Origin of the sequence: Clostridioides sp. GD02404 (genome assembly GCF_045898275.1) — a bacterium.
GTDB lineage: Bacteria > Bacillota > Clostridia > Peptostreptococcales > Peptostreptococcaceae > Clostridioides > Clostridioides difficile_A.
Map to the genome: position 1 here is coordinate 24,232 of NZ_JBJOCA010000034.1, position 17,677 is coordinate 41,908.

At 28.0% G+C, this 17,677-nt stretch carries 20 protein-coding genes; 6 read left to right on the forward strand and 14 right to left on the reverse strand.

The genetic code is table 11. The features are described from left to right. Positions 1–264 precede the first annotated feature (264 nt). The 4 genes from Q3287_RS16790 (at position 265) to Q3287_RS16805 (ending at position 3,315) form a co-directional block, all read left to right on the forward strand. A complete protein-coding gene (locus Q3287_RS16790; protein ID WP_021382845.1) occupies positions 265–831 on the forward strand; it encodes a sugar O-acetyltransferase in 567 nt (188 codons plus the stop codon). A 221-nt stretch (positions 832–1,052) separates the two neighbouring features. Then, complete coding sequence (locus Q3287_RS16795) at positions 1,053–1,364, forward strand: DUF6442 family protein (RefSeq protein WP_243193876.1); 312 nt, start codon at positions 1,053–1,055, stop codon at positions 1,362–1,364. 4 nt (positions 1,365–1,368) lie between these two features. Beyond that, positions 1,369–1,578, forward strand: a complete 210-nt coding sequence (locus tag Q3287_RS16800) for a helix-turn-helix transcriptional regulator (RefSeq protein ID WP_054268891.1) — start codon at positions 1,369–1,371, stop codon at positions 1,576–1,578. A gap of 366 nt (positions 1,579–1,944) precedes the next feature. Further along, positions 1,945–3,315 (forward strand): MATE family efflux transporter, encoded by a 1,371-nt coding sequence (locus tag Q3287_RS16805; RefSeq protein WP_407964472.1) that lies wholly within the window; start codon positions 1,945–1,947, stop codon positions 3,313–3,315. 69 nt (positions 3,316–3,384) lie between these two features. Here the strand turns inward: Q3287_RS16805 and Q3287_RS16810 are convergent, their stop codons facing one another. Together Q3287_RS16810 and Q3287_RS16815 are read right to left on the reverse strand one after the other, a co-directional pair. Continuing rightward, positions 3,385–3,591: a hypothetical protein gene (locus Q3287_RS16810; protein ID WP_054275680.1), complete on the reverse strand. Its 207-nt coding sequence runs from the start codon at positions 3,589–3,591 to the stop codon at positions 3,385–3,387. A gap of 401 nt (positions 3,592–3,992) precedes the next feature. After that, positions 3,993–4,388 carry a pyridoxamine 5'-phosphate oxidase family protein gene (locus Q3287_RS16815; protein WP_054268888.1) on the reverse strand — a complete coding sequence of 132 codons (396 nt, stop codon included), beginning with the start codon at positions 4,386–4,388 and terminating at the stop codon, positions 3,993–3,995. Between the two features lie 140 nt (positions 4,389–4,528). On the opposite strand from Q3287_RS16815, the gene Q3287_RS16820 reads away from it, so the two are divergent. Beyond that, positions 4,529–4,921 carry a helix-turn-helix domain-containing protein gene (locus tag Q3287_RS16820; RefSeq protein ID WP_054268887.1) on the forward strand — a complete coding sequence of 131 codons (393 nt, stop codon included), beginning with the start codon at positions 4,529–4,531 and terminating at the stop codon, positions 4,919–4,921. Between the two features lie 120 nt (positions 4,922–5,041). Here the strand turns inward: Q3287_RS16820 and Q3287_RS16825 are convergent, their stop codons facing one another. Next, positions 5,042–6,007 (reverse strand): aldo/keto reductase, encoded by a 966-nt coding sequence (locus Q3287_RS16825; protein ID WP_407964473.1) that lies wholly within the window; start codon positions 6,005–6,007, stop codon positions 5,042–5,044. A 124-nt stretch (positions 6,008–6,131) separates the two neighbouring features. Here Q3287_RS16825 and Q3287_RS16830 point away from each other — a divergent pair, with 124 nt between their 5' ends. Further along, positions 6,132–6,740 carry a TetR/AcrR family transcriptional regulator gene (locus Q3287_RS16830; protein ID WP_407964474.1) on the forward strand — a complete coding sequence of 203 codons (609 nt, stop codon included), beginning with the start codon at positions 6,132–6,134 and terminating at the stop codon, positions 6,738–6,740. A 125-nt stretch (positions 6,741–6,865) separates the two neighbouring features. Here the strand turns inward: Q3287_RS16830 and Q3287_RS16835 are convergent, their stop codons facing one another. The 11 genes from Q3287_RS16835 to Q3287_RS16885 form a co-directional block, all read right to left on the reverse strand. Further along, positions 6,866–7,282 (reverse strand): DUF3788 domain-containing protein, encoded by a 417-nt coding sequence (locus Q3287_RS16835; protein ID WP_407964475.1) that lies wholly within the window; start codon positions 7,280–7,282, stop codon positions 6,866–6,868. 17 nt (positions 7,283–7,299) lie between these two features. Next, the gene (locus Q3287_RS16840; RefSeq protein WP_054275677.1) at positions 7,300–8,208 is read right to left on the reverse strand and encodes an AraC family transcriptional regulator; all 909 of its coding nucleotides are present in this window, start codon (positions 8,206–8,208) and stop codon (positions 7,300–7,302) included. Positions 8,209–8,393: 185 nt separating this feature from the next. Continuing rightward, entirely contained in the window at positions 8,394–9,416 is a 1,023-nt protein-coding gene (gene splB, locus Q3287_RS16845) for a spore photoproduct lyase (protein ID WP_054268882.1), read from the reverse strand. A 199-nt stretch (positions 9,417–9,615) separates the two neighbouring features. Continuing rightward, positions 9,616–10,746, reverse strand: a complete 1,131-nt coding sequence (locus tag Q3287_RS16850; RefSeq protein WP_407964476.1) for an iron-containing alcohol dehydrogenase — start codon at positions 10,744–10,746, stop codon at positions 9,616–9,618. A 297-nt stretch (positions 10,747–11,043) separates the two neighbouring features. After that, complete coding sequence (gene htpG / locus Q3287_RS16855; protein WP_407964477.1) at positions 11,044–12,984, reverse strand: molecular chaperone HtpG; 1,941 nt, start codon at positions 12,982–12,984, stop codon at positions 11,044–11,046. Between the two features lie 114 nt (positions 12,985–13,098). Beyond that, positions 13,099–14,499: a tetratricopeptide repeat protein gene (locus Q3287_RS16860; protein ID WP_407964478.1), complete on the reverse strand. Its 1,401-nt coding sequence runs from the start codon at positions 14,497–14,499 to the stop codon at positions 13,099–13,101. Between the two features lie 31 nt (positions 14,500–14,530). After that, positions 14,531–14,905 carry a FliM/FliN family flagellar motor switch protein gene (locus tag Q3287_RS16865; RefSeq protein ID WP_054275673.1) on the reverse strand — a complete coding sequence of 125 codons (375 nt, stop codon included), beginning with the start codon at positions 14,903–14,905 and terminating at the stop codon, positions 14,531–14,533. A 2-nt stretch (positions 14,906–14,907) separates the two neighbouring features. Continuing rightward, positions 14,908–15,789 carry a FliM/FliN family flagellar motor switch protein gene (locus tag Q3287_RS16870; protein WP_054268830.1) on the reverse strand — a complete coding sequence of 294 codons (882 nt, stop codon included), beginning with the start codon at positions 15,787–15,789 and terminating at the stop codon, positions 14,908–14,910. Positions 15,790–15,811: 22 nt separating this feature from the next. After that, positions 15,812–16,573: a flagellar hook-basal body complex protein gene (locus Q3287_RS16875; protein ID WP_054268829.1), complete on the reverse strand. Its 762-nt coding sequence runs from the start codon at positions 16,571–16,573 to the stop codon at positions 15,812–15,814. 20 nt (positions 16,574–16,593) lie between these two features. After that, positions 16,594–17,367 carry a flagellar hook-basal body complex protein gene (locus tag Q3287_RS16880; RefSeq protein WP_407964479.1) on the reverse strand — a complete coding sequence of 258 codons (774 nt, stop codon included), beginning with the start codon at positions 17,365–17,367 and terminating at the stop codon, positions 16,594–16,596. A 128-nt stretch (positions 17,368–17,495) separates the two neighbouring features. Next, positions 17,496–17,677, reverse strand: a 182-nt coding sequence (locus Q3287_RS16885; protein ID WP_407964480.1) for a hypothetical protein, incomplete at its 5' end; no start/stop codon positions are given.

Here is a 17,677-nt window from a genome sequence, read left to right on the forward strand (position 1 = left end):
TATTAAACTCAACTGTTCTACAAAGTAAGGTTTGAAATATGTAAACTTTAGTTTACATACATAATGAAACATTCTATATAAACAATATTAATATTTAATTATAGATTTTTTGATAAAAATTAATTATTTATTCTTAAATAATAAAAAAGGCTTGTGTTGTAGTTAACTCCAAGTAGTATACTCTATTTAAGAGTTGAGTAAACATAATGAGTTTTACATAGAGATATTGTACAGTTTGTAAGTAAAATCAATAGGAGGAAATTTATGAGTAATATAGATATATTTGAGAGAGACAAATCTGGCGAAGTAATTTCAGATTCTGACCCAGATATGGATAAAATAAGATATGTAATAGAAAGGGCTAAAAAAATAACTGCTGAGCTAAATAACTCGTATCATACTAAAAAAGAAATAAGAAAATTATTTTCTAAACTTACAGGTGTTGAAGTCGATGAAAGCTTATATTTAATACCACCATTTTACACAGACTTTGGAAAAAATATAAGAGTTGGAAAGGATGTATTTATTAATCATGCCTGTACATTTATGGATAGAGGTGGCATTACGATTGAAGATGATGTACTTATTGGACCTAAAGTAAATCTTATAACAATAAATCATCCTTTAGAACCATCTAAAAGGCATTCCACTGTGTCTACACCTATAGTTATAAAGAAGAATGCTTGGTTAGGAGCAGGAGCAATGATTATGCCAGGTATTACAATAGGTGAAAATGCTGTTGTTTCAGCAGGAGCAGTAGTCACAAAAGATGTACCTCCAAATACTGTTGTTGCAGGTGTACCTGCTAAGATAATAAAGAATATATGTTAGATTGTTAGATTCTAAGTTGAAGTTTAGTTGTTGGATTAATAGAATATTATTATAGTGTTTCAATAAAAAAAGACATTCTTAATTTAATTAAGTTTGTCTTTTTTTATTGATTAATATCATATTTATGTCAAGTTTTATTGTCAAAGTTCTTGACAAGTAAACTTTGCATGATATAATTAAAATACCAAGTAAACTTGGCATCTAATTAGGAGGTGTCTCATATGAATAAAGAAGAAATCTTAAGTAAGAGTCGTCAATCCAATAAAGATGAAGGATTAGAGTACATTGAAAATAAAGGTAGAAAAATAGGATATTCAATTTTCACATGTGTCTTCGCTTTCATTGTAATATTTAACGCCTTTATTGGACAAAAGAGTGATGCAGTATCTGCTTTATTTTGGACATTTGGTCTTGCTGAAAATATAGCAAAATACCAATTCACATATGAAAAAAAGAATTTGATTTTGGCTATTGGTTTCTTAATTACAACTATATTCTCATTGACTAATTTTGTTTTATCATCATTGAGGTAAGCATATGAATGAAGAATTAATATTAAAAAATCACTTAAAAATAGTAAGAACAGAGAAAAAGTTATCTCAAAGTCAACTAGCTGAAATGGTTGGTGTGTCAAGAAATACTATTAGTTCAATAGAAACAGGTCAATTTAATCCAACAGCAAAATTAGCACTTATCTTATGTATAGCTCTAGATAAAAAATTTGAAGATTTATTTTACTTTGAATAAAATCTATTGTAGCCATAAAATATAAAAGAAACTGTAGTCATTATATATATTATCAACTTCCAAAATTTAAAATAAAAAGATTTATATAAATAAATAAAAGAGTAAATGATTAGATATTTATTATCTTATCACTTTACTCTTTTATTTATTTTAAAGTCTCATCCATCTCCTTAATACCTTATATTCCATATTTATTAGAGCCTCTTCTGTTTTAAAAAAAACTCAATTTTAAGTCTATATATTACCCAAATATAGCGCAATTATACAGGTACCTTAAGAAATATGTTGCAAAATTGTTAAGGTACCTGTATAATATATTTCATAAGGTGCCTTATCATTATAATTTATATTATTTAGGAGGATAACATGGAAAATGAAAAATCAAATATTAAATATTTAAAAGAAGAACCAATAAAAAAAACTATTCTTTATTTATCTATTCCTATGATGATAGGAATGTCAGCTGGAACTATTTATAATGTAATTAATGCCTACTTTATAGGATTAGTTCATGACACAGCTATGCTTAGTGCAATAACATTGGGACTCCCTATATTTACAATTCTAATGGCTTTTGGAAATATGTTTGGTGTTGGTGGCAGTACATTCATAACTAGGCTAATTGCACAAAATAATAGTGATGAAGCCAAAAAAATTGCTGGATATACTTTTTATGCAAGTATTATAACGGGTCTATTAATAGGTCTAATTGGCTACTTACTAATGAATCCTATTGTTAAATTATTAGGTTCTGATATGGCTACATTTGAATATACAAAACAATATGCGATTACACTATTTGTTGGTGGATTCTCTATTGTATTGAACTTCTCTCTTGAGCAAATTGTAAGGTCTGAAGGTGCATCAAAAGAATCTATGTATGGTATGTTTGTAAGTGTAATAGTTAGTATCATATTAGATGTTTTATTTATACTAGTTCTTAATATGCATGTGTATGGTGCTGCATTATCAATGATACTTTCTAATATTGCATCTAGTGCTTATTATGTTTGGTATTTAAATGTTAAAAGCGAGAACCTTAGAGGATTTTTACATTACATAAAAATCAGCATAAATAGCCAAGTTGAAATATATAAAGTTGGTGTATCCCAATTAATCCAATGCTCTTTCTTAATTGTGACTACACTATTATCCAATAATTACTCTATGCAATATGGAAATAACATAGTTGCTAGTTTTGGTATAGCACTTAGAATTGCTCAAATTCCAGAATTCTTTGTTATGGGTATTGTTTTAGGTGTAATGCCACTTATAGCATATAATTTCTCTAATAAGAATATACCTCGTTTAAAAGAAAGTATAAAGTATTCTGCTTTATTCATATTTGTAATCGCAGTTGTATTTTCAGGAGTTGTTTATATATTTAGAACTCAAGTAATACAAACATTCTCAGTTGATACATCAGTTATTGAAATAGGGACGTATGTATTGGTAGCTATGTTAGTATCTGCCTTATTCAATGGAGTTACATCCTTATTTATGACAATATATCAAGCATCAGGAAAAGGCATTGAAACAGGTATAATGTCTATAAGCCAAGGTGGATTGTATATACCTATAGTAATATTTCTTAATTATTTTTATGGACTTGATGGGCTAATATGGTCTATGACAGTAACAGAAATTATAACATTTTTAATAGGTGCAGTTTTATATATACCTTATAGTATAAAACTAAAAAAAGAATCAACTAAAAATAAAGTAAGTCTTATATAAGATTTACTTTATTTTTAATTTTAATGTTAGTCAATACAAATTATTTGATTATATGCAATTATTAATATATTAACCAATTTTATTAAAAATAACAGTCTTCTCTTTTAAAGAGATTTTTCCTACTTGATATCCATATTCATTTAATTCTTTTTTATATTTCAAAAACGAATGGTCTATCTCTATCCCTGCAATATCTTTTATTTCTTCAAAAGTTAATTTAAATGATTGATTACCAGATTTCTTGACATATTCCCATAAAGAACTATATTTGCTCACTTCATATCACTCCTTTTAAAATTATATCTTATCTATTAGTTTATATTCTATCACTATTAATTTATAACGTCATGCTACTTATTATTTATATAGAAAAATATACGAATAATAAGTAGCAATTTTTTATAATTATCATATTTTATTCATATTTAAGAAAAGTTGCTAATAGTTAAACTATTTTTTAAAGGAAGTTTACTCCATCAGAAAATAAATTTTAATTGTTCTTATTTTTATTATGTAATTATTCAACACAATATGTCATTGTTGAAATACAAATCTAATAACTAAATATTTTTACAAATTCATTACTTAAATTTTTTTATTGCATTTAAGTTAAATTTGTCATTATTTTAGTAATAACGTTTTCTTTATTTTCACTATGGATATCAATTCCATTATAATTAAAGCTCTACATCAATCTTTTTACCACTCATTGAACAACAACTAACTTTTGCCTTATCAATAGAGAATATTTCAAACTTACCGTCTCCTACAGAGTACATCTGACTTAGACTTGGCATTATTTCAAGTGCCTTAGCTTGTGTTTCTTTTGATGTAACGAATACTGCTTCACCCAAAATACGTAGAGTATTAAGTTTTTGGTCTATACAGCAAATCTCAAGCTTTGGATTAAAAATAAGTTGTTTAAACATATCTTTTTGATTAGATGTGCAAAATGTAAGTCTCCCATCATATTCCATAACAAACCCTAGAGGACGCACATGCGCTTGATTGTTCTCATCAACTGTTGCTAAATAATAAACTCCTGCTTTGTTCAAAAATTCTAATACTTTCATAATTTTTACACTCCTTTTAAATACTTGTATTAAGGATTATCCTTTGATATAATTTTAATATAAAATATAAAAAAAACAAGTATGCAGTTTTTTCTGATAAAGTATAAAAAAGATACTACTATAGGTAAGGAGTAATTATAATGAGTTTAGATAATGAAAAAAATACGACTACAAAGATTGAAGAATTAACCTGTCCAATACGTTATGCACTAGATATCGTTGGTGGTAAATGGAAATTACCTATTATATGTATGTTGGCAGTTGATAATCCGATTAGATATAGTAGCATAAAAAGAAAACTAGATGGAATTACAAACACTATGCTAGCTCAATCATTAAAAGACTTAGAGTCTGATGGTATTATTAATCGTAAACAATATAATGAAATTCCTCCGAAAGTTGAATATACATTGACAAGTAAAGGCAAAAGTATTGTGCCTATTTTACAACAATTTGCTAATTGGGGAGCTATAAATATGCAAGAAAAAAGCATATGTGGACTTAATTGTAAGGAATGTCGAAAAATAAAATAAATTGAAGTATATTAGTTTATTTAATTGATTACAAAAAGCCACTCTTTTATGAACTATACCCCTCTTAGGAGACAGTTCACATTATACAGAGTGGCTTAAAACTTAAATACGAATACTGCCCTACTTAACTACCTTGCCATTCTTAAATCTCATATTTGGAAAACTTGCACCTAAAATTTTATTCTTGTCTATAGCATTTTCAATCCTTCTTATATCTTCATCGCTCAATTTAATATCTTTAGCTTTTAGAGAATCTAATAATGTAACTCTTCTTGATGCTCCAACCAAGGTTATAATATCATCGCCTTTTGATAAAATCCATGCAAGAGCTATTTGTGGAATAGTAGCTTCTTTTTCATTTGCTATTTCTCTTAAGTTCTCTACAAGTTCAAGGTTTCTCTCTATATTCTCATCAGAGAATAAAGGTATCCACTTATATCTTTGAGCATTAGATTTTGAGCATACTCCACTTAAAAGACCATGAGCAAGAGCCCCAAAAGCGACAACCCCTACTCCTAATTCTCTAGCAGTTGGTAATATATTTTCTTCTATATCTCTATTAAATAAAGAATATTCAGCTTCTATAAAGCTTATATGGTGAACCTTATTAGCTCTTCTTAAAATATCTTCACCAACTTGAGTAATACCTATATGTTTTATGTATCCTTCTTTTACTAAGTCAGAAATAGCTCCAATAGTCTCTTCTACTGGTATAGCCAAATCTATTCTCGCAGGTTGATAAAGGTCTATATAATCTAAATTTAATCTCTTAAGAGTCTGTGCAACGTGACTTTTTATATTAAAAGGATTGACATCAAGACCATACATTTGACCATTAGGTGCAACAAGAGCCCCTGTTTTTACAGATACAAAGGCATCTTCTCTTTTTCTACCTTTAAGAGCCTCACCTATTACCATCTCACTTTGACCTGCTCCATAAAAGTCAGCTGTGTTTAACACATTGATACCACTATCTAAAGCTTCATGTATTGTGGCTATATTCTCAGCTTTATTGTCAAGGTTTACCATACCTCCGCAACCTAGTCCAATTTTATAAAGTTCTAAATTATCATTTTTGTATCTCATTGTAAGACCTCCTAATATAACACAAATATTATTTTAGTACACTCGTACTTTACTTGACATTGTAGTACGAATGTACTAAAATGTCAAATAAATGTTATTATAAATTTTTATTGGAGGATTCAATATGGCAAAACAAACAAAAGTGGATATCTTAATTAAAGCTCGTGACTTATTTAATGAATATGGCTATAACAATGTATCTATGAGAAACGTTGCTGATGCTTTGGGAATGAGTGTAGGTAACTTAACTTATTATTTTAAAAAAAAGGAAGATTTGATTGAAGAGGTAGTTAAATACAAACATAAAAACTATAAAAAAATAGACATGCCTAAATCCTTACAGGATTTAAATAATTTATTTTTAAATTCACTAAACATTCAAAATGAGAATGCATACTATTTTAAACATTATGACCAGTTATCTCAAATAAGCCCTAAAATATATAGATTTCAGCTTGATTTTATAAAAGAACTTAAGCAGTTTTTAAAAGAAAGCTTCATCAATCTACAAAACTCTAATTTAGTTCAGGAATGTAATATGCCTAACCAAATAGAAAACATTATTGAATGTATTTTGACAATACTTATATATAAACCCGTTGGTACTAAAGAACTTGATGAACATGATAGTATAGAAAGTACTCTAAACTGTTTATGGAGCATTATTTTTATGTTCCTTACTGATAAAGGAAAAAATATATATTTAAGTTCTATATCAAATCAGTTTAAATAATACTTAGTAAATTCAAGTTATATAATATTATGAAAAATTAAGATACAAAAACTAATTTAATTTATATAAGTTACTAAAATTAATATAAAAACAGGATGCTCATATAAGTCATCCTGTTTTATGTATTAAGCTCTAAATTTAATCAGTTCAAGTGTATCATTCAATACAGATATATTATCTATTTGAATCATTAACCACTTACTACTATTAAAAAAATCTATCTCACTGTATATTTGTTTGATATAATCACAACAAGTATTAATAAATAAGTCAACTTCCACTCTATTACTCTCATTTACAATAACCAAAGCTTTAAAGGAACCTTCTTGTGGATATAAAGTACACAATGATTTACCTCTTTTTTTGTATTTTACATTCCAACCTCTTTGCATTGAACATTTACTGTATTCAAGCTTAGGCTCTACATTATAAATTGAAATCAAAGCATTATTTAGATTGTCCCATAATGGATTATTGATAAACTCTTTGATTTGTTCAGGTGTTGGTTTGTTATCTTGAAAAAACATATCTTGCCAATCCATATTCATGCCCCCTTCTATTATTCAATAGGTACTGGAACAGTCCAGTGCTCCATATATGCCACTTCAGGTGTAGAAGGATAATACATCTCAATCGCAAAATCAGTGGCCATTAAATTATGATTCTTCATCCATCGTTCCATAAACTTATCTGCTTTAAAAACAGCTGAATCGACCAACTCATTAAAATTTTCTGCTTCAAATCCACATACTAAATATTCTTTAGCAGGTAACTCAAAGGTACTATATCCTTCTACCAATGTACCTGGCTCCACTTCTATACCTGCCATATACATACAATTCCCTTCTTTTGCACTTCCCATATAAAGAGCAGCAAATTCATTTCCACCTGGGATTTTATTTGGTATATTGTGTTTTTGACTTCCAAGTTTCATCCATAATTCCTTTGCTATCGCAATACCAGTTGTCTCACCACCCATCAACTGGCAAATAGGTATTTCTCCTTCTATTCCAATAAAAGACCTTGGATTCCTCAATCTTCTGCGAGTTACTTCAATTACTATATCATCTGCAATAAGCGGTACACCTTCATCAACCATAATATAATTTAAAATTAATTCTGGCTTAACAAATTGATTAAGTTTTACTGGATTTGCTCTATATTCCTCTGGCGTTAATCCATATGCTTTTTTAAAAGCACGTGTAAATGTCTCATGACTTTCAAATCCAAAATTTAAAGCTACATCAAGTATACGATTCTTATATTCTGCTAAATGTTCAGAAGCTTTTGCAAGACGTCGAAGTTTTATATACTCCATCACTGTTTTATTGACTAATCTTTTAAACAGTCTTTGATAGTAAAATGGTGATAGGTTTGCTTCATTTGCCAGTTCATTAATTGAGATTCCTTCTGATAACCTTTCTTCTATTAAGTCTAATGTGATTTGAATAGATTCCCATGCATGCAAGTTATAAGTACCTCCTAATATTGTTATTAATCTTATACCTTTATATTATCAAAACTAAAAAAAATGTTCTTGATATACAGTGCCTTTTTTAATTTTTTGTATGATGGTACTGAGTTTTATCACTTTTTAAGTAAATGTAAAATACATATGAACATAAAATATAGCAAATCTAATTTAAAGATTTGCTATATTATATATTTTATTAAACTATTTTCAAATACTTCATTTATTTCCTTATGAAAAAACTCTTTCATATCGTCTATTTGTTCTTTATCATATACATACTTTCCATATCCAAATTGACCATATTTAAACTTTCTATCTTCATTTTCCATTGGCAACAATGTGTCTGGATAAATTTCTAATATTCTATTTTTAGCTTTAGTAGTATATCTATGAGATATAACTTCAAATATAATTTTTCTATCAAAATCCTTTGGTAGTGCTTCTTTTATGTTTCTGATAAGGCTTCTATATTCTTCTTTCCAACCTTCATATAGAAACACAGGAGCTATTATAAAACCAATCTGATAGCCAGCTTTAGCAAGTTTCACAGCTGATTCTATTCTTTTATTAGCAGATGCTGTATAATGTTCATGTCCTTCTATAATCCTAGGAGTATTTATACTGAATCGTATTTCTGTATGATTATTATGTTTAGCATCCAATAAACTATCTACATCACTGTATTTAGTAACAAATCTAAATCTTCCTTTTTCTTCTCTTCCAAAAAACTCTATTGTTTTTTTCAATGAATTGGTATACGGCTCTACTGGAACTGGGTCTGATGTAGCTGCACCTTCAAATATAGTAACTTGTGGCTTTCTATCTTCAATATACTTCTTTGTTTGTTCAAGTATCTCATCTATATTTACAAATACCCTTATAAAGGGTTTATCACCTAGTTGTGTGTTTAAATAACAATATTCACATCTTCCCATACATCCACTGACAAGTGGTAGTTGATAATTAGCAGAAGGTTTACATGTTTGAAACTTCATGCTTTTTCTAATCCCAACTACCATGGTCTGTTTTCCACTCCTATATTGCTCGTATAGATTTTCACCTGGAATATGTTCCTTGACTCTATTTGATGATATATTAATTATCTCTACATCTTTTTTATCTTTAAATTTATCATATATGTTTTTTCCAACATCAGTATCTAAAGTTCCTTTTTCAAATATTATTCTTTTGGGATTAAACATTTATTTCACCTCTACTCAAAGTTTTTAAATGAAGATTTTTATAAAATATTACTTAGTTAATCTTCCCTTTTTTAAGCACCTTTATTTATTAGAAAGTAAAATAAAAATTTAAGATTAATTTCCTATATGTACACTACTATTTATGAGTTTCTTACTGATAATAAATGTATTTATCTAAAATTAAATGTATAATGTTAAGTTAAAGAGACTTGTAGTATATTTCTTTTATTTGTTCTTTATTAAAAGTTTTTGGATGTCTCTTAATATTTGCGGCCGATATCTTCATGCAATTATCAGTTAACCAATCTATATCTGATTTTTCAACACCTAAATCAGTTAGTTTTATATTTAAATCTATTTTTTTAAGGAAATTTCTAATTGCATCTGAACAATCTTCTGCACAAGTTCCTCCTAATATTTTTGATATATTTCCAAATCTTTCGATGTCACTATCCCATGAACTTTCTACAATGCTTGGAGTCAAAGCTGCAAGTCCTTTTCCATGCATTACATCTCTAAGACCACTTACAGGATGTTCCATACCATGTGGTAAGGCTGTCCCTGCTGTACCAATTGTCATTCCTCCAATAGTGCTTGCAAGTGTTATTTTCTCCCATGCTTCTAGGTCATCTACATTATTATATACTCTTACTAAATTTTTTGATATAAGCTCAATTCCATAAATAGCTTGTATATCTGCAAGGGAATTTCTTCCGTTAGAAAGATATGCTTCCATATTATGAGCAAGTGCATCAAATCCAACTGATGCAATTATATGTTTTGGCATTGTAACCATAAGTTCTGGGTCAATTATTGATGCCTTTGCATACATACTATTCTTTTTTATGGATTTTTTATCTTTGGTTTCTGAATTTGTAAGAACTGCAAAACAATTCCCCTCACTACCTGTACCTGATGTAGTTGGAACTAAAATTATAGGTAAAGCTTCTTCTCCTTGTCTGATTCCAAATATATATTCATTTAAATCTCCTGGATTTTTATAAGAGAAAGCTATACTCTTAGCAGCATCCATTATACTTCCTCCACCAAGACCTAAGACACAGTCACATCCAGTTGCTTTTATAATTTCTACACCTGAATATATAGTAGTTATAAGAGGATTTTGTTCTACTTTATCAAAAACTTCATATTCTATTTTAGAATCTTTTAGTAAGTCTATTGTTTTATCAAGTAATCCAGTTTTCTTTGTACTATTTTTGCCAGTTACAATTAATACCTTTTTACCATATTTAGATACTTCTTTTCCTACATCATTGATTCTACCTCTCCCAAATAATATGTTTACTGGTAAATTATAATTAAAATTCATGCCAAAACCTCCTATTTCTACTTTAGTAATAATTTTTTTTCAACACAACGTAATTATGTATTAAAACATAAATTACAAAACAATCTTTTACTTAATTATATGTATTATTTTATACTATATCAAGTTATCTCTATTTAACCAAATTCAATTTTTAATTGTAATCTATTTAAATATTTGAAACTTTAATCAAAGATAAAAAATAAAGAAGAGTTACACAAAGATAATTTCAATTATCTTAAAATAACTCTTCTCATAATATTAGATATTTTTTATAAATTTACTTTAATATATTTAATCTTACAATTCTATTAACATGTTCATAAGTTTATTACTTCTTTGAACAAATGAGTCTAATTCGTCTGGTTTTAATTCTTTATTAGAAAGTAAAGCTAAATCTGCTATCTGATTACAAATAAGTGCAACTTTATCTTTCTTTTCTTCATTATCTTTAAGAGAAACTAATTTTTTAATAATTGGGCTATTTTCATTTATCACAAGAGTTTTCTCTTCCTCGAAGTTCATTCCTAAATCCATTCCAGCAAATCTTGACTGCATTTCTGCCATTCTGATAGATTGTTCAGACACTAATACCATAGCTGGAGTATCCTCGTTTTTCAAGCCTTCTACAGAATAATTTTTAACTCTTTCTCCAACAGCTTCTTTAAATAGACCTTCTATCTTAGCTATTTCTTCTTTATTTTCTTCACTATCTTTATTTTCATTTTTGTCTTTTAATACATCAGAAAGGTCTGCATCTATTCTATTAAACTTAACACCATTTTCTTTATATTCCATAAATGAAATAAAGTGAGTATCTATTGATGAGTTTAATACAACAGCATTTAAATCATATTCTTTAAATAGTTTAATGTATTGTGATTGTTGTTCCTTATCACTTACATAGAATACTTTATTTTCGTGCTTGTCTTTACATTTATCTAGATAATCTTGTAATGTTATATATTCATCATTAATAGTTTTAAATAATATACATTCTTTTACTTTTTCATAGAAACTTTCATCTTTTAAGCAACCATATTTAATAAATATTTGTATATCATCCCAAAACTTATTGTATTCTTCTCTTTCATTTTTAGAAAGAGATTTTAACTTGTCAGCTACTTTTTTAATTATATGTTTAGAGATTTTACTTACATCTCTATCATTTTGTAAGAAACTTCTTGATACATTTAATGGTAAATCTGGGCAATCTATTACACCTTTTAATAGAAGTAAAAATTCTGGTATAACTTCTTTTATATTATCAGCTACAAATACTTGATTGTTGTATAATTTCACTTTTCCCTCTGTCAATTCAAACTCATTTTTTAGTTTAGGGAAATAAAGTATACCCTTTAAGTTAAAAGGATAATCTACATTTAGATGTATCCAGAATAAAGGCTCATCAAATACATGGAATACTTTTCTGTAAAACTCTTTGTATTCATCATCAGTACAATCTTTTGGAGATTTTAGCCATAGAGGATTAGTATCATTTAAAGGCTCAATTACCTTTGCATCTATAACTTCTTCTTCTTTTCCTTCTTCCTTTTGCTTTTTAACTTTTTCTTCTGCTTCCTTAGCTTCTCTTTCTAATCTTTCAACATCTTCTAAATATATTTCTACTGGTAAGAAAGAACAATACTTATCTATTATACCCCTTACAGTAAATTCATCTAAGAATTCCTTACTATCATCATCAATAAATAATGTTATAGTAGTTCCTCTCTCATGTCTAGCATCTGATTCAGATATCTCATATTCTGTACCACCCTCAGATATCCATCTTACTGGAGTTGCTCCTTCTGTATATGAAAGTGTGTCTATTTGAACTTTTTTAGACACCATGAATGCAGAATAAAATCCTAATCCAAAGTGACCTATTATGTCATTTGATTCTTCCATCTTATCCTTATATTTGTTAAAGAAATCCTCAGCACCTGAAAAAGCAACTTGATTTATGTATTTTTTTATCTCTTCTTCAGTCATACCAATTCCATTGTCAATAAATTTAAGTGTGCCTTCCCCTTTATTTACAGATACTGTAATTTTATAATCTGATGGCTCAACTTCTGATATTTCTCCTAATGATACAAGTCTTTTGTGTTTACTTACTGCATCACATCCATTACTTATAAGTTCTCTTATAAATATGTCTTTATCAGAATATAACCATTTTTTAATTATAGGAAAAATATTTTCTGTATGAATTGAAATACTCCCTTTTTCAAACTCCATTTTTATCCCTCCTCATTTTATAGTTAATATTTTAAATTTTTTAAAATAGTATGTCAATATATTATAAGGAAATTATTTTAAAATAAAATAATTTCTTTTTCTTATCTAATTTAATTATTCTTCTTTCAAAATTTCTTTCACTTTTGAATTATTATACATGCTATTGGGTACCTTATTAACTAATTTTTTTAATGTTAATTTAGAATTTTTTAAATCTCCTTTATTATAATACATCATACCTAGGTTATAATATGATTCATCAAAGTAGGAATCTTTTTCTGAATAATTTTCTACATACATTTTATAATATTCTTCAGCAGTATCATAGTCTTTTAATTTTTCACTAAGAATAGCAACTTGATAAGTTGCTTCTGATGTATTTCCCTTATTCTCCCCTATATCTGCAACCTTTTTATATAATTGTATAGAAGATTTGGTTTGTTTTTCTGACTTTAATGTATTTGCCTTTGACATCAGTTCATCCTCTGTAAATAAATTAGAATCACTATTACTTTCATTTTCCACAATATTTTCTTGGGATTTTACATCATTTTTATTAATATTTTTAGTACTCTTGTTGGTATTTGAAGTCTTATCAGCAACCTCATTTTCTTCTCTGTTATTTTCTTTCTTATTCAAGCTAGAATCTATTGACCCTCTATCTTTAGTTCCACTATTTTTAGATATTTTATTAGTTAAATTATTCATCTTATAAGAACTATATATATTTTGTCCTATTAATAATACCCCTAATATTATTGCTATGTATATGTACTTGTTTTTTCTAATACTTTTTTTCTTATTAGAATCTGAAGTTTTCTGTTTTTTATCCTTGCTTCCTTCTTCATTCATATTTTTAGTTCCATCAATCCTAGAACTATTAATATTTTTATATACAGGCTCATTCTTATAATCATCTAAATTCGCATTGATTTTAACCTGTCTGTTAATATTATGGTATATATCTAATGTATCATTTTCTTGATTTAATAAATAATTTTCTTTATCAATAGTCTTCAATACTTCTAGACATTCATCAAATTTTATATATTCTTCTTCCTTTTCATAAAGTAAAGCAAGCAACTCATACGGTTCTATTAAGTCACTATATTGCTCAGTTATGAGTTTGAATCCTTGTATGGCTTCTTTATACATACCTTTGTTTATCATTCTTATAAACTGATTATATCTTTCAAAGAAAATTAAAAACTCCTCAGATGTAAGCATATTTATATACTTTTCACACAGAGCAGTTTTTTCACAAATTAAACTCTTATAGAAACTTTCTACAGACTCATCAAAATTACATTTTAGTAAATTTACAAGACCTATGAGATTTAATACATCCACATCATCTGGCCTTAAATCTCTTGCTTCTTTTAAAAATTTTAATCCACTTGATATGTAATTATTGTTTATATTATCAATAGATTTATTATAGAGAGCACATGAGTCCTTTTTATTGAGTTTTAATATATCTTTTTTTATATCATTTAAGTTTAAAATAAATACCACCTCATGCCTTAAGTATTAATTAATGTTGTTTTTAAACAAGAGATTTTACCATATCCTCTTCACTTACTATACTCGTTACTTTTACACCAAAGTTCAAATCCACTACTACTACTTTTCCATAAGCTAATACTTTATTGTCTATTAATATTTCTACATCTTGGTCTGCCAAAGTATCCAGTTCAATAAGAGAACCTTTATTTAGATTCAAAATGTCTCTTAGACTCATCTTTGTTCTTCCTATAACTACAGATAACTCTAGCTTAAGGTCAAGTATTCTTTGTATATTATTTTTGTTAGCTTCAGAGACATCTAGAGCTAATTCATTATCTCCATCAATTTCACTTTCAACTTTATCATTTAATAACATCTTTGCTTCTTCATCTGAAATAAGATTACTATTATCCATAACTACACCTCTTTTCTGACAGCATCGTTTATTTTCACACCTTTTTTACTTGATATAAAACCTGGTGTTGCTGTGTATGATTTTGAATTTTCTACAAATACATCTATATAATCATTTATTTTTTTATTTGTTACTATTACATCTCCAACCTCTAGTTTGAGTAAGTCTTCAATATTAATCGATACTTTTCCTATCTCTGCAATAACTGCTAACTCTATATTAGATACACTATTGTATATTTTATTAGTGAATTCGTCTGAATTATCTCCTGCATCCATATCTAAAAAGTCTACAACAGAAATACTCTCCAGCATAGCCTCTAATGCATTATATGGGAAACAAAGAGAAACACTACCAATATACTTATTATCATTTATCACCTTTAAATCTACTACACATACAGGTGCAGTTGGAGAACATAATTGAGGTAAATTAATATGTGTATGTGTATCTAATACTCGTATGTTTTCAAAGCCTTCAAATAGATGCATGTTTCTTACTAAATCTTCCATAAGATGTAAGAGTACTTTCTTATCAAGTTCTGTAAGTTCTCTGTCATTGTCTTTTACAATCCCATTACCTCCAGCTGTCACGTCAATCCACATATCAGCTACACTTCTATCTATTCTAAAAGAAAAGTTTTTCATAATAGGTTCCATCGAATTTTGTACTACTATACATGAAGATGTTACCTTATCTAAAAAAGTTTGATAATTTACTTGGTCTATACTCTCAACTACCATACTAGAATTACACTTAAGTTCATAAATTATATAATTTTTATATTTTTTACAGAATTCAGCTAATAAAAAATTTAAACAAGTTAAATTTTCTCTTGAATAACTCTGAGGTTTGCCGAAATCATAATCTTTCATATCATACATGAATATTCCTCACCTTACATAATTATTTAGCTCTTAAATTATTAGCTATTTGCCACATTTCATCTGCTGTCTTTATTCCTTTTGAATTCATCTGAAATGCTCTTTGAGTGGCTATTAAGTCAACAAATTCATCTTGTAAAGAAACATTTGACCTTTCTCTATATCCCTGAACTATATCAACTTTATCAACTTGTTTAATCTGTGCTGCATCAGTTGAAACAAATAAACTATCACCTTCAGAGATAAAATTTTGAGTCCCTATAGGTTGATATAAATTGATTTTACCTATTTTTTTATTATCTACAGCTAAATCTCCATTTCTTGCAACTGTTAAGTTTGTGTTATTTATATTCGTATTATTATAGTTATATCCTGCATCAAATTGAACATCTAATACATTTCCATTAGCATCTACAATCTTACCTAAAGCATCCACATTAAATCCACCATCTCTTGTGTATGCATATGTTCCATCTTTTCTTATTACTCTAAAAAATCCTTCTCCATCTATTGCTAAATCACTCTTACTACCTGTAGGTGCCAATGCACCTTGTTCATAGTTTCTCATAGGGGCTGATACCTTAGCTCCAGTTCCAGTCGATATATCTTTACCATTTGTAGGATATGATGGTCTGTTTAGTACTTCATCTACTAAGTCAGAATATTCCATATTTATTTTTTTATATCCATTAGAATCATTATTTGCTATATTATTGGATATTACATCTAATTTGCTTTGATTTGCTGATAAAGCAGTTTTACTAGTATAAAACATTGTGTACATAAAAATTCACCTCCTATTATCTATCTTACTGAGCCAATCTCACTTGCTATCTTTGCCAATTTAGAGTCCATAGCTTGAATTATTTTTTGATTTGCCTCATATTCTCTTGATATTGTCATCATGTTATTAATTTCAGACACAATATCTACATTAGAAGACTCTACTGCACTCTGTATTGTAAGTGCATTATTTGCCTTTATAGCTCCTCCTCCAGAATACAAGTTATCTCCTTCTTTTTTTAATTTATTATAGTCATTAAAGTCTACCATATTAAATTTGTACATAGCATTTCCGTCCAGTGATATTGTATTATCTTTTGCTACTTCAAATTTTTTATTACCAACATTTATATGTCCTACAGCACCAGTTGCAGTATTTGTTCCAAGTACATAATATCCTTCACTAGTTATGAGGTCACCCTGATTATCTGTTCTAAAATTACCATTTCTGGTATAAAATTGATTTCCAGCTGCATCACTAACTGGAAAAAATCCCTTGCCTTGGATGGCTACATCCATTTTATTATCAGTTGTTTTTATAGGACCTTGGTTAAAATTTGTGATAGTTTCATCCATAGATACACCTGGGCTTAACTTACCTATTTCTTGCTTTTGTTTAGTTCCATTTACATAATTATTGTAACTATCTAACTGTAATTCATCAAAACTTTTAGTTAGAAGTAGTTTATTCTTATATCCATTAGTATCCATATTTGCTAAGTTATTGACAACAACATTTTGCTTTTGTTGATTAGTTATCATTGCAGAAACTGCCGTATATAATCCTCTTATCACGTTATGACCTCCTTTTTTGTAAATTATCCAACAATATTATCTATTCTAAAACCTTCATCTCACTTGCATATTTCATACCTAGCTCTCTTGCCTTTTTTTCTATCTCCGCTTTACTCATATCATTGTTGCTAAAAAGCATTATACATAAAGTTGATATTAATATACCAATCCCTATTCCTAAAAGTACTTTTTTCTGAACCTCCCATGACTAAAGTCACAGGGTTCCTGCTTAATAGAATTTTGCATACTGAAATATGTCTTACCAATTCTCCACAGGCTATCCCCGTAGTTCCTACGGTTCTTACATAAG

Bases quoted from the DNA above. Each gene is read 5' to 3' on its own strand.
- Q3287_RS16790 (WP_021382845.1), top strand. From the start codon at position 265: ATGAGTAATATAGATATATTTGAGAGAGACAAATCTGGCGAAGTAATT.
- Q3287_RS16795 (WP_243193876.1), top strand. From the start codon at position 1,053: ATGAATAAAGAAGAAATCTTAAGTAAGAGTCGTCAATCCAATAAAGAT.
- Q3287_RS16800 (WP_054268891.1), top strand. From the start codon at position 1,369: ATGAATGAAGAATTAATATTAAAAAATCACTTAAAAATAGTAAGAACA.
- Q3287_RS16805 (WP_407964472.1), top strand. From the start codon at position 1,945: ATGGAAAATGAAAAATCAAATATTAAATATTTAAAAGAAGAACCAATA.
- Q3287_RS16815 (WP_054268888.1), bottom strand. From the start codon at position 4,388: ATGAAAGTATTAGAATTTTTGAACAAAGCAGGAGTTTATTATTTAGCA.
- Q3287_RS16820 (WP_054268887.1), top strand. From the start codon at position 4,529: ATGAGTTTAGATAATGAAAAAAATACGACTACAAAGATTGAAGAATTA.
- Q3287_RS16825 (WP_407964473.1), bottom strand. From the start codon at position 6,007: ATGAGATACAAAAATGATAATTTAGAACTTTATAAAATTGGACTAGGT.
- Q3287_RS16830 (WP_407964474.1), top strand. From the start codon at position 6,132: ATGGCAAAACAAACAAAAGTGGATATCTTAATTAAAGCTCGTGACTTA.
- Q3287_RS16835 (WP_407964475.1), bottom strand. From the start codon at position 7,282: ATGGATTGGCAAGATATGTTTTTTCAAGATAACAAACCAACACCTGAA.
- splB (WP_054268882.1), bottom strand. From the start codon at position 9,416: ATGTTTAATCCCAAAAGAATAATATTTGAAAAAGGAACTTTAGATACT.
- Q3287_RS16850 (WP_407964476.1), bottom strand. From the start codon at position 10,746: ATGAATTTTAATTATAATTTACCAGTAAACATATTATTTGGGAGAGGT.
- htpG (WP_407964477.1), bottom strand. From the start codon at position 12,984: ATGGAGTTTGAAAAAGGGAGTATTTCAATTCATACAGAAAATATTTTT.
- Q3287_RS16865 (WP_054275673.1), bottom strand. From the start codon at position 14,905: ATGGATAATAGTAATCTTATTTCAGATGAAGAAGCAAAGATGTTATTA.
- Q3287_RS16870 (WP_054268830.1), bottom strand. From the start codon at position 15,789: ATGTATGATATGAAAGATTATGATTTCGGCAAACCTCAGAGTTATTCA.
- Q3287_RS16875 (WP_054268829.1), bottom strand. From the start codon at position 16,573: ATGTACACAATGTTTTATACTAGTAAAACTGCTTTATCAGCAAATCAA.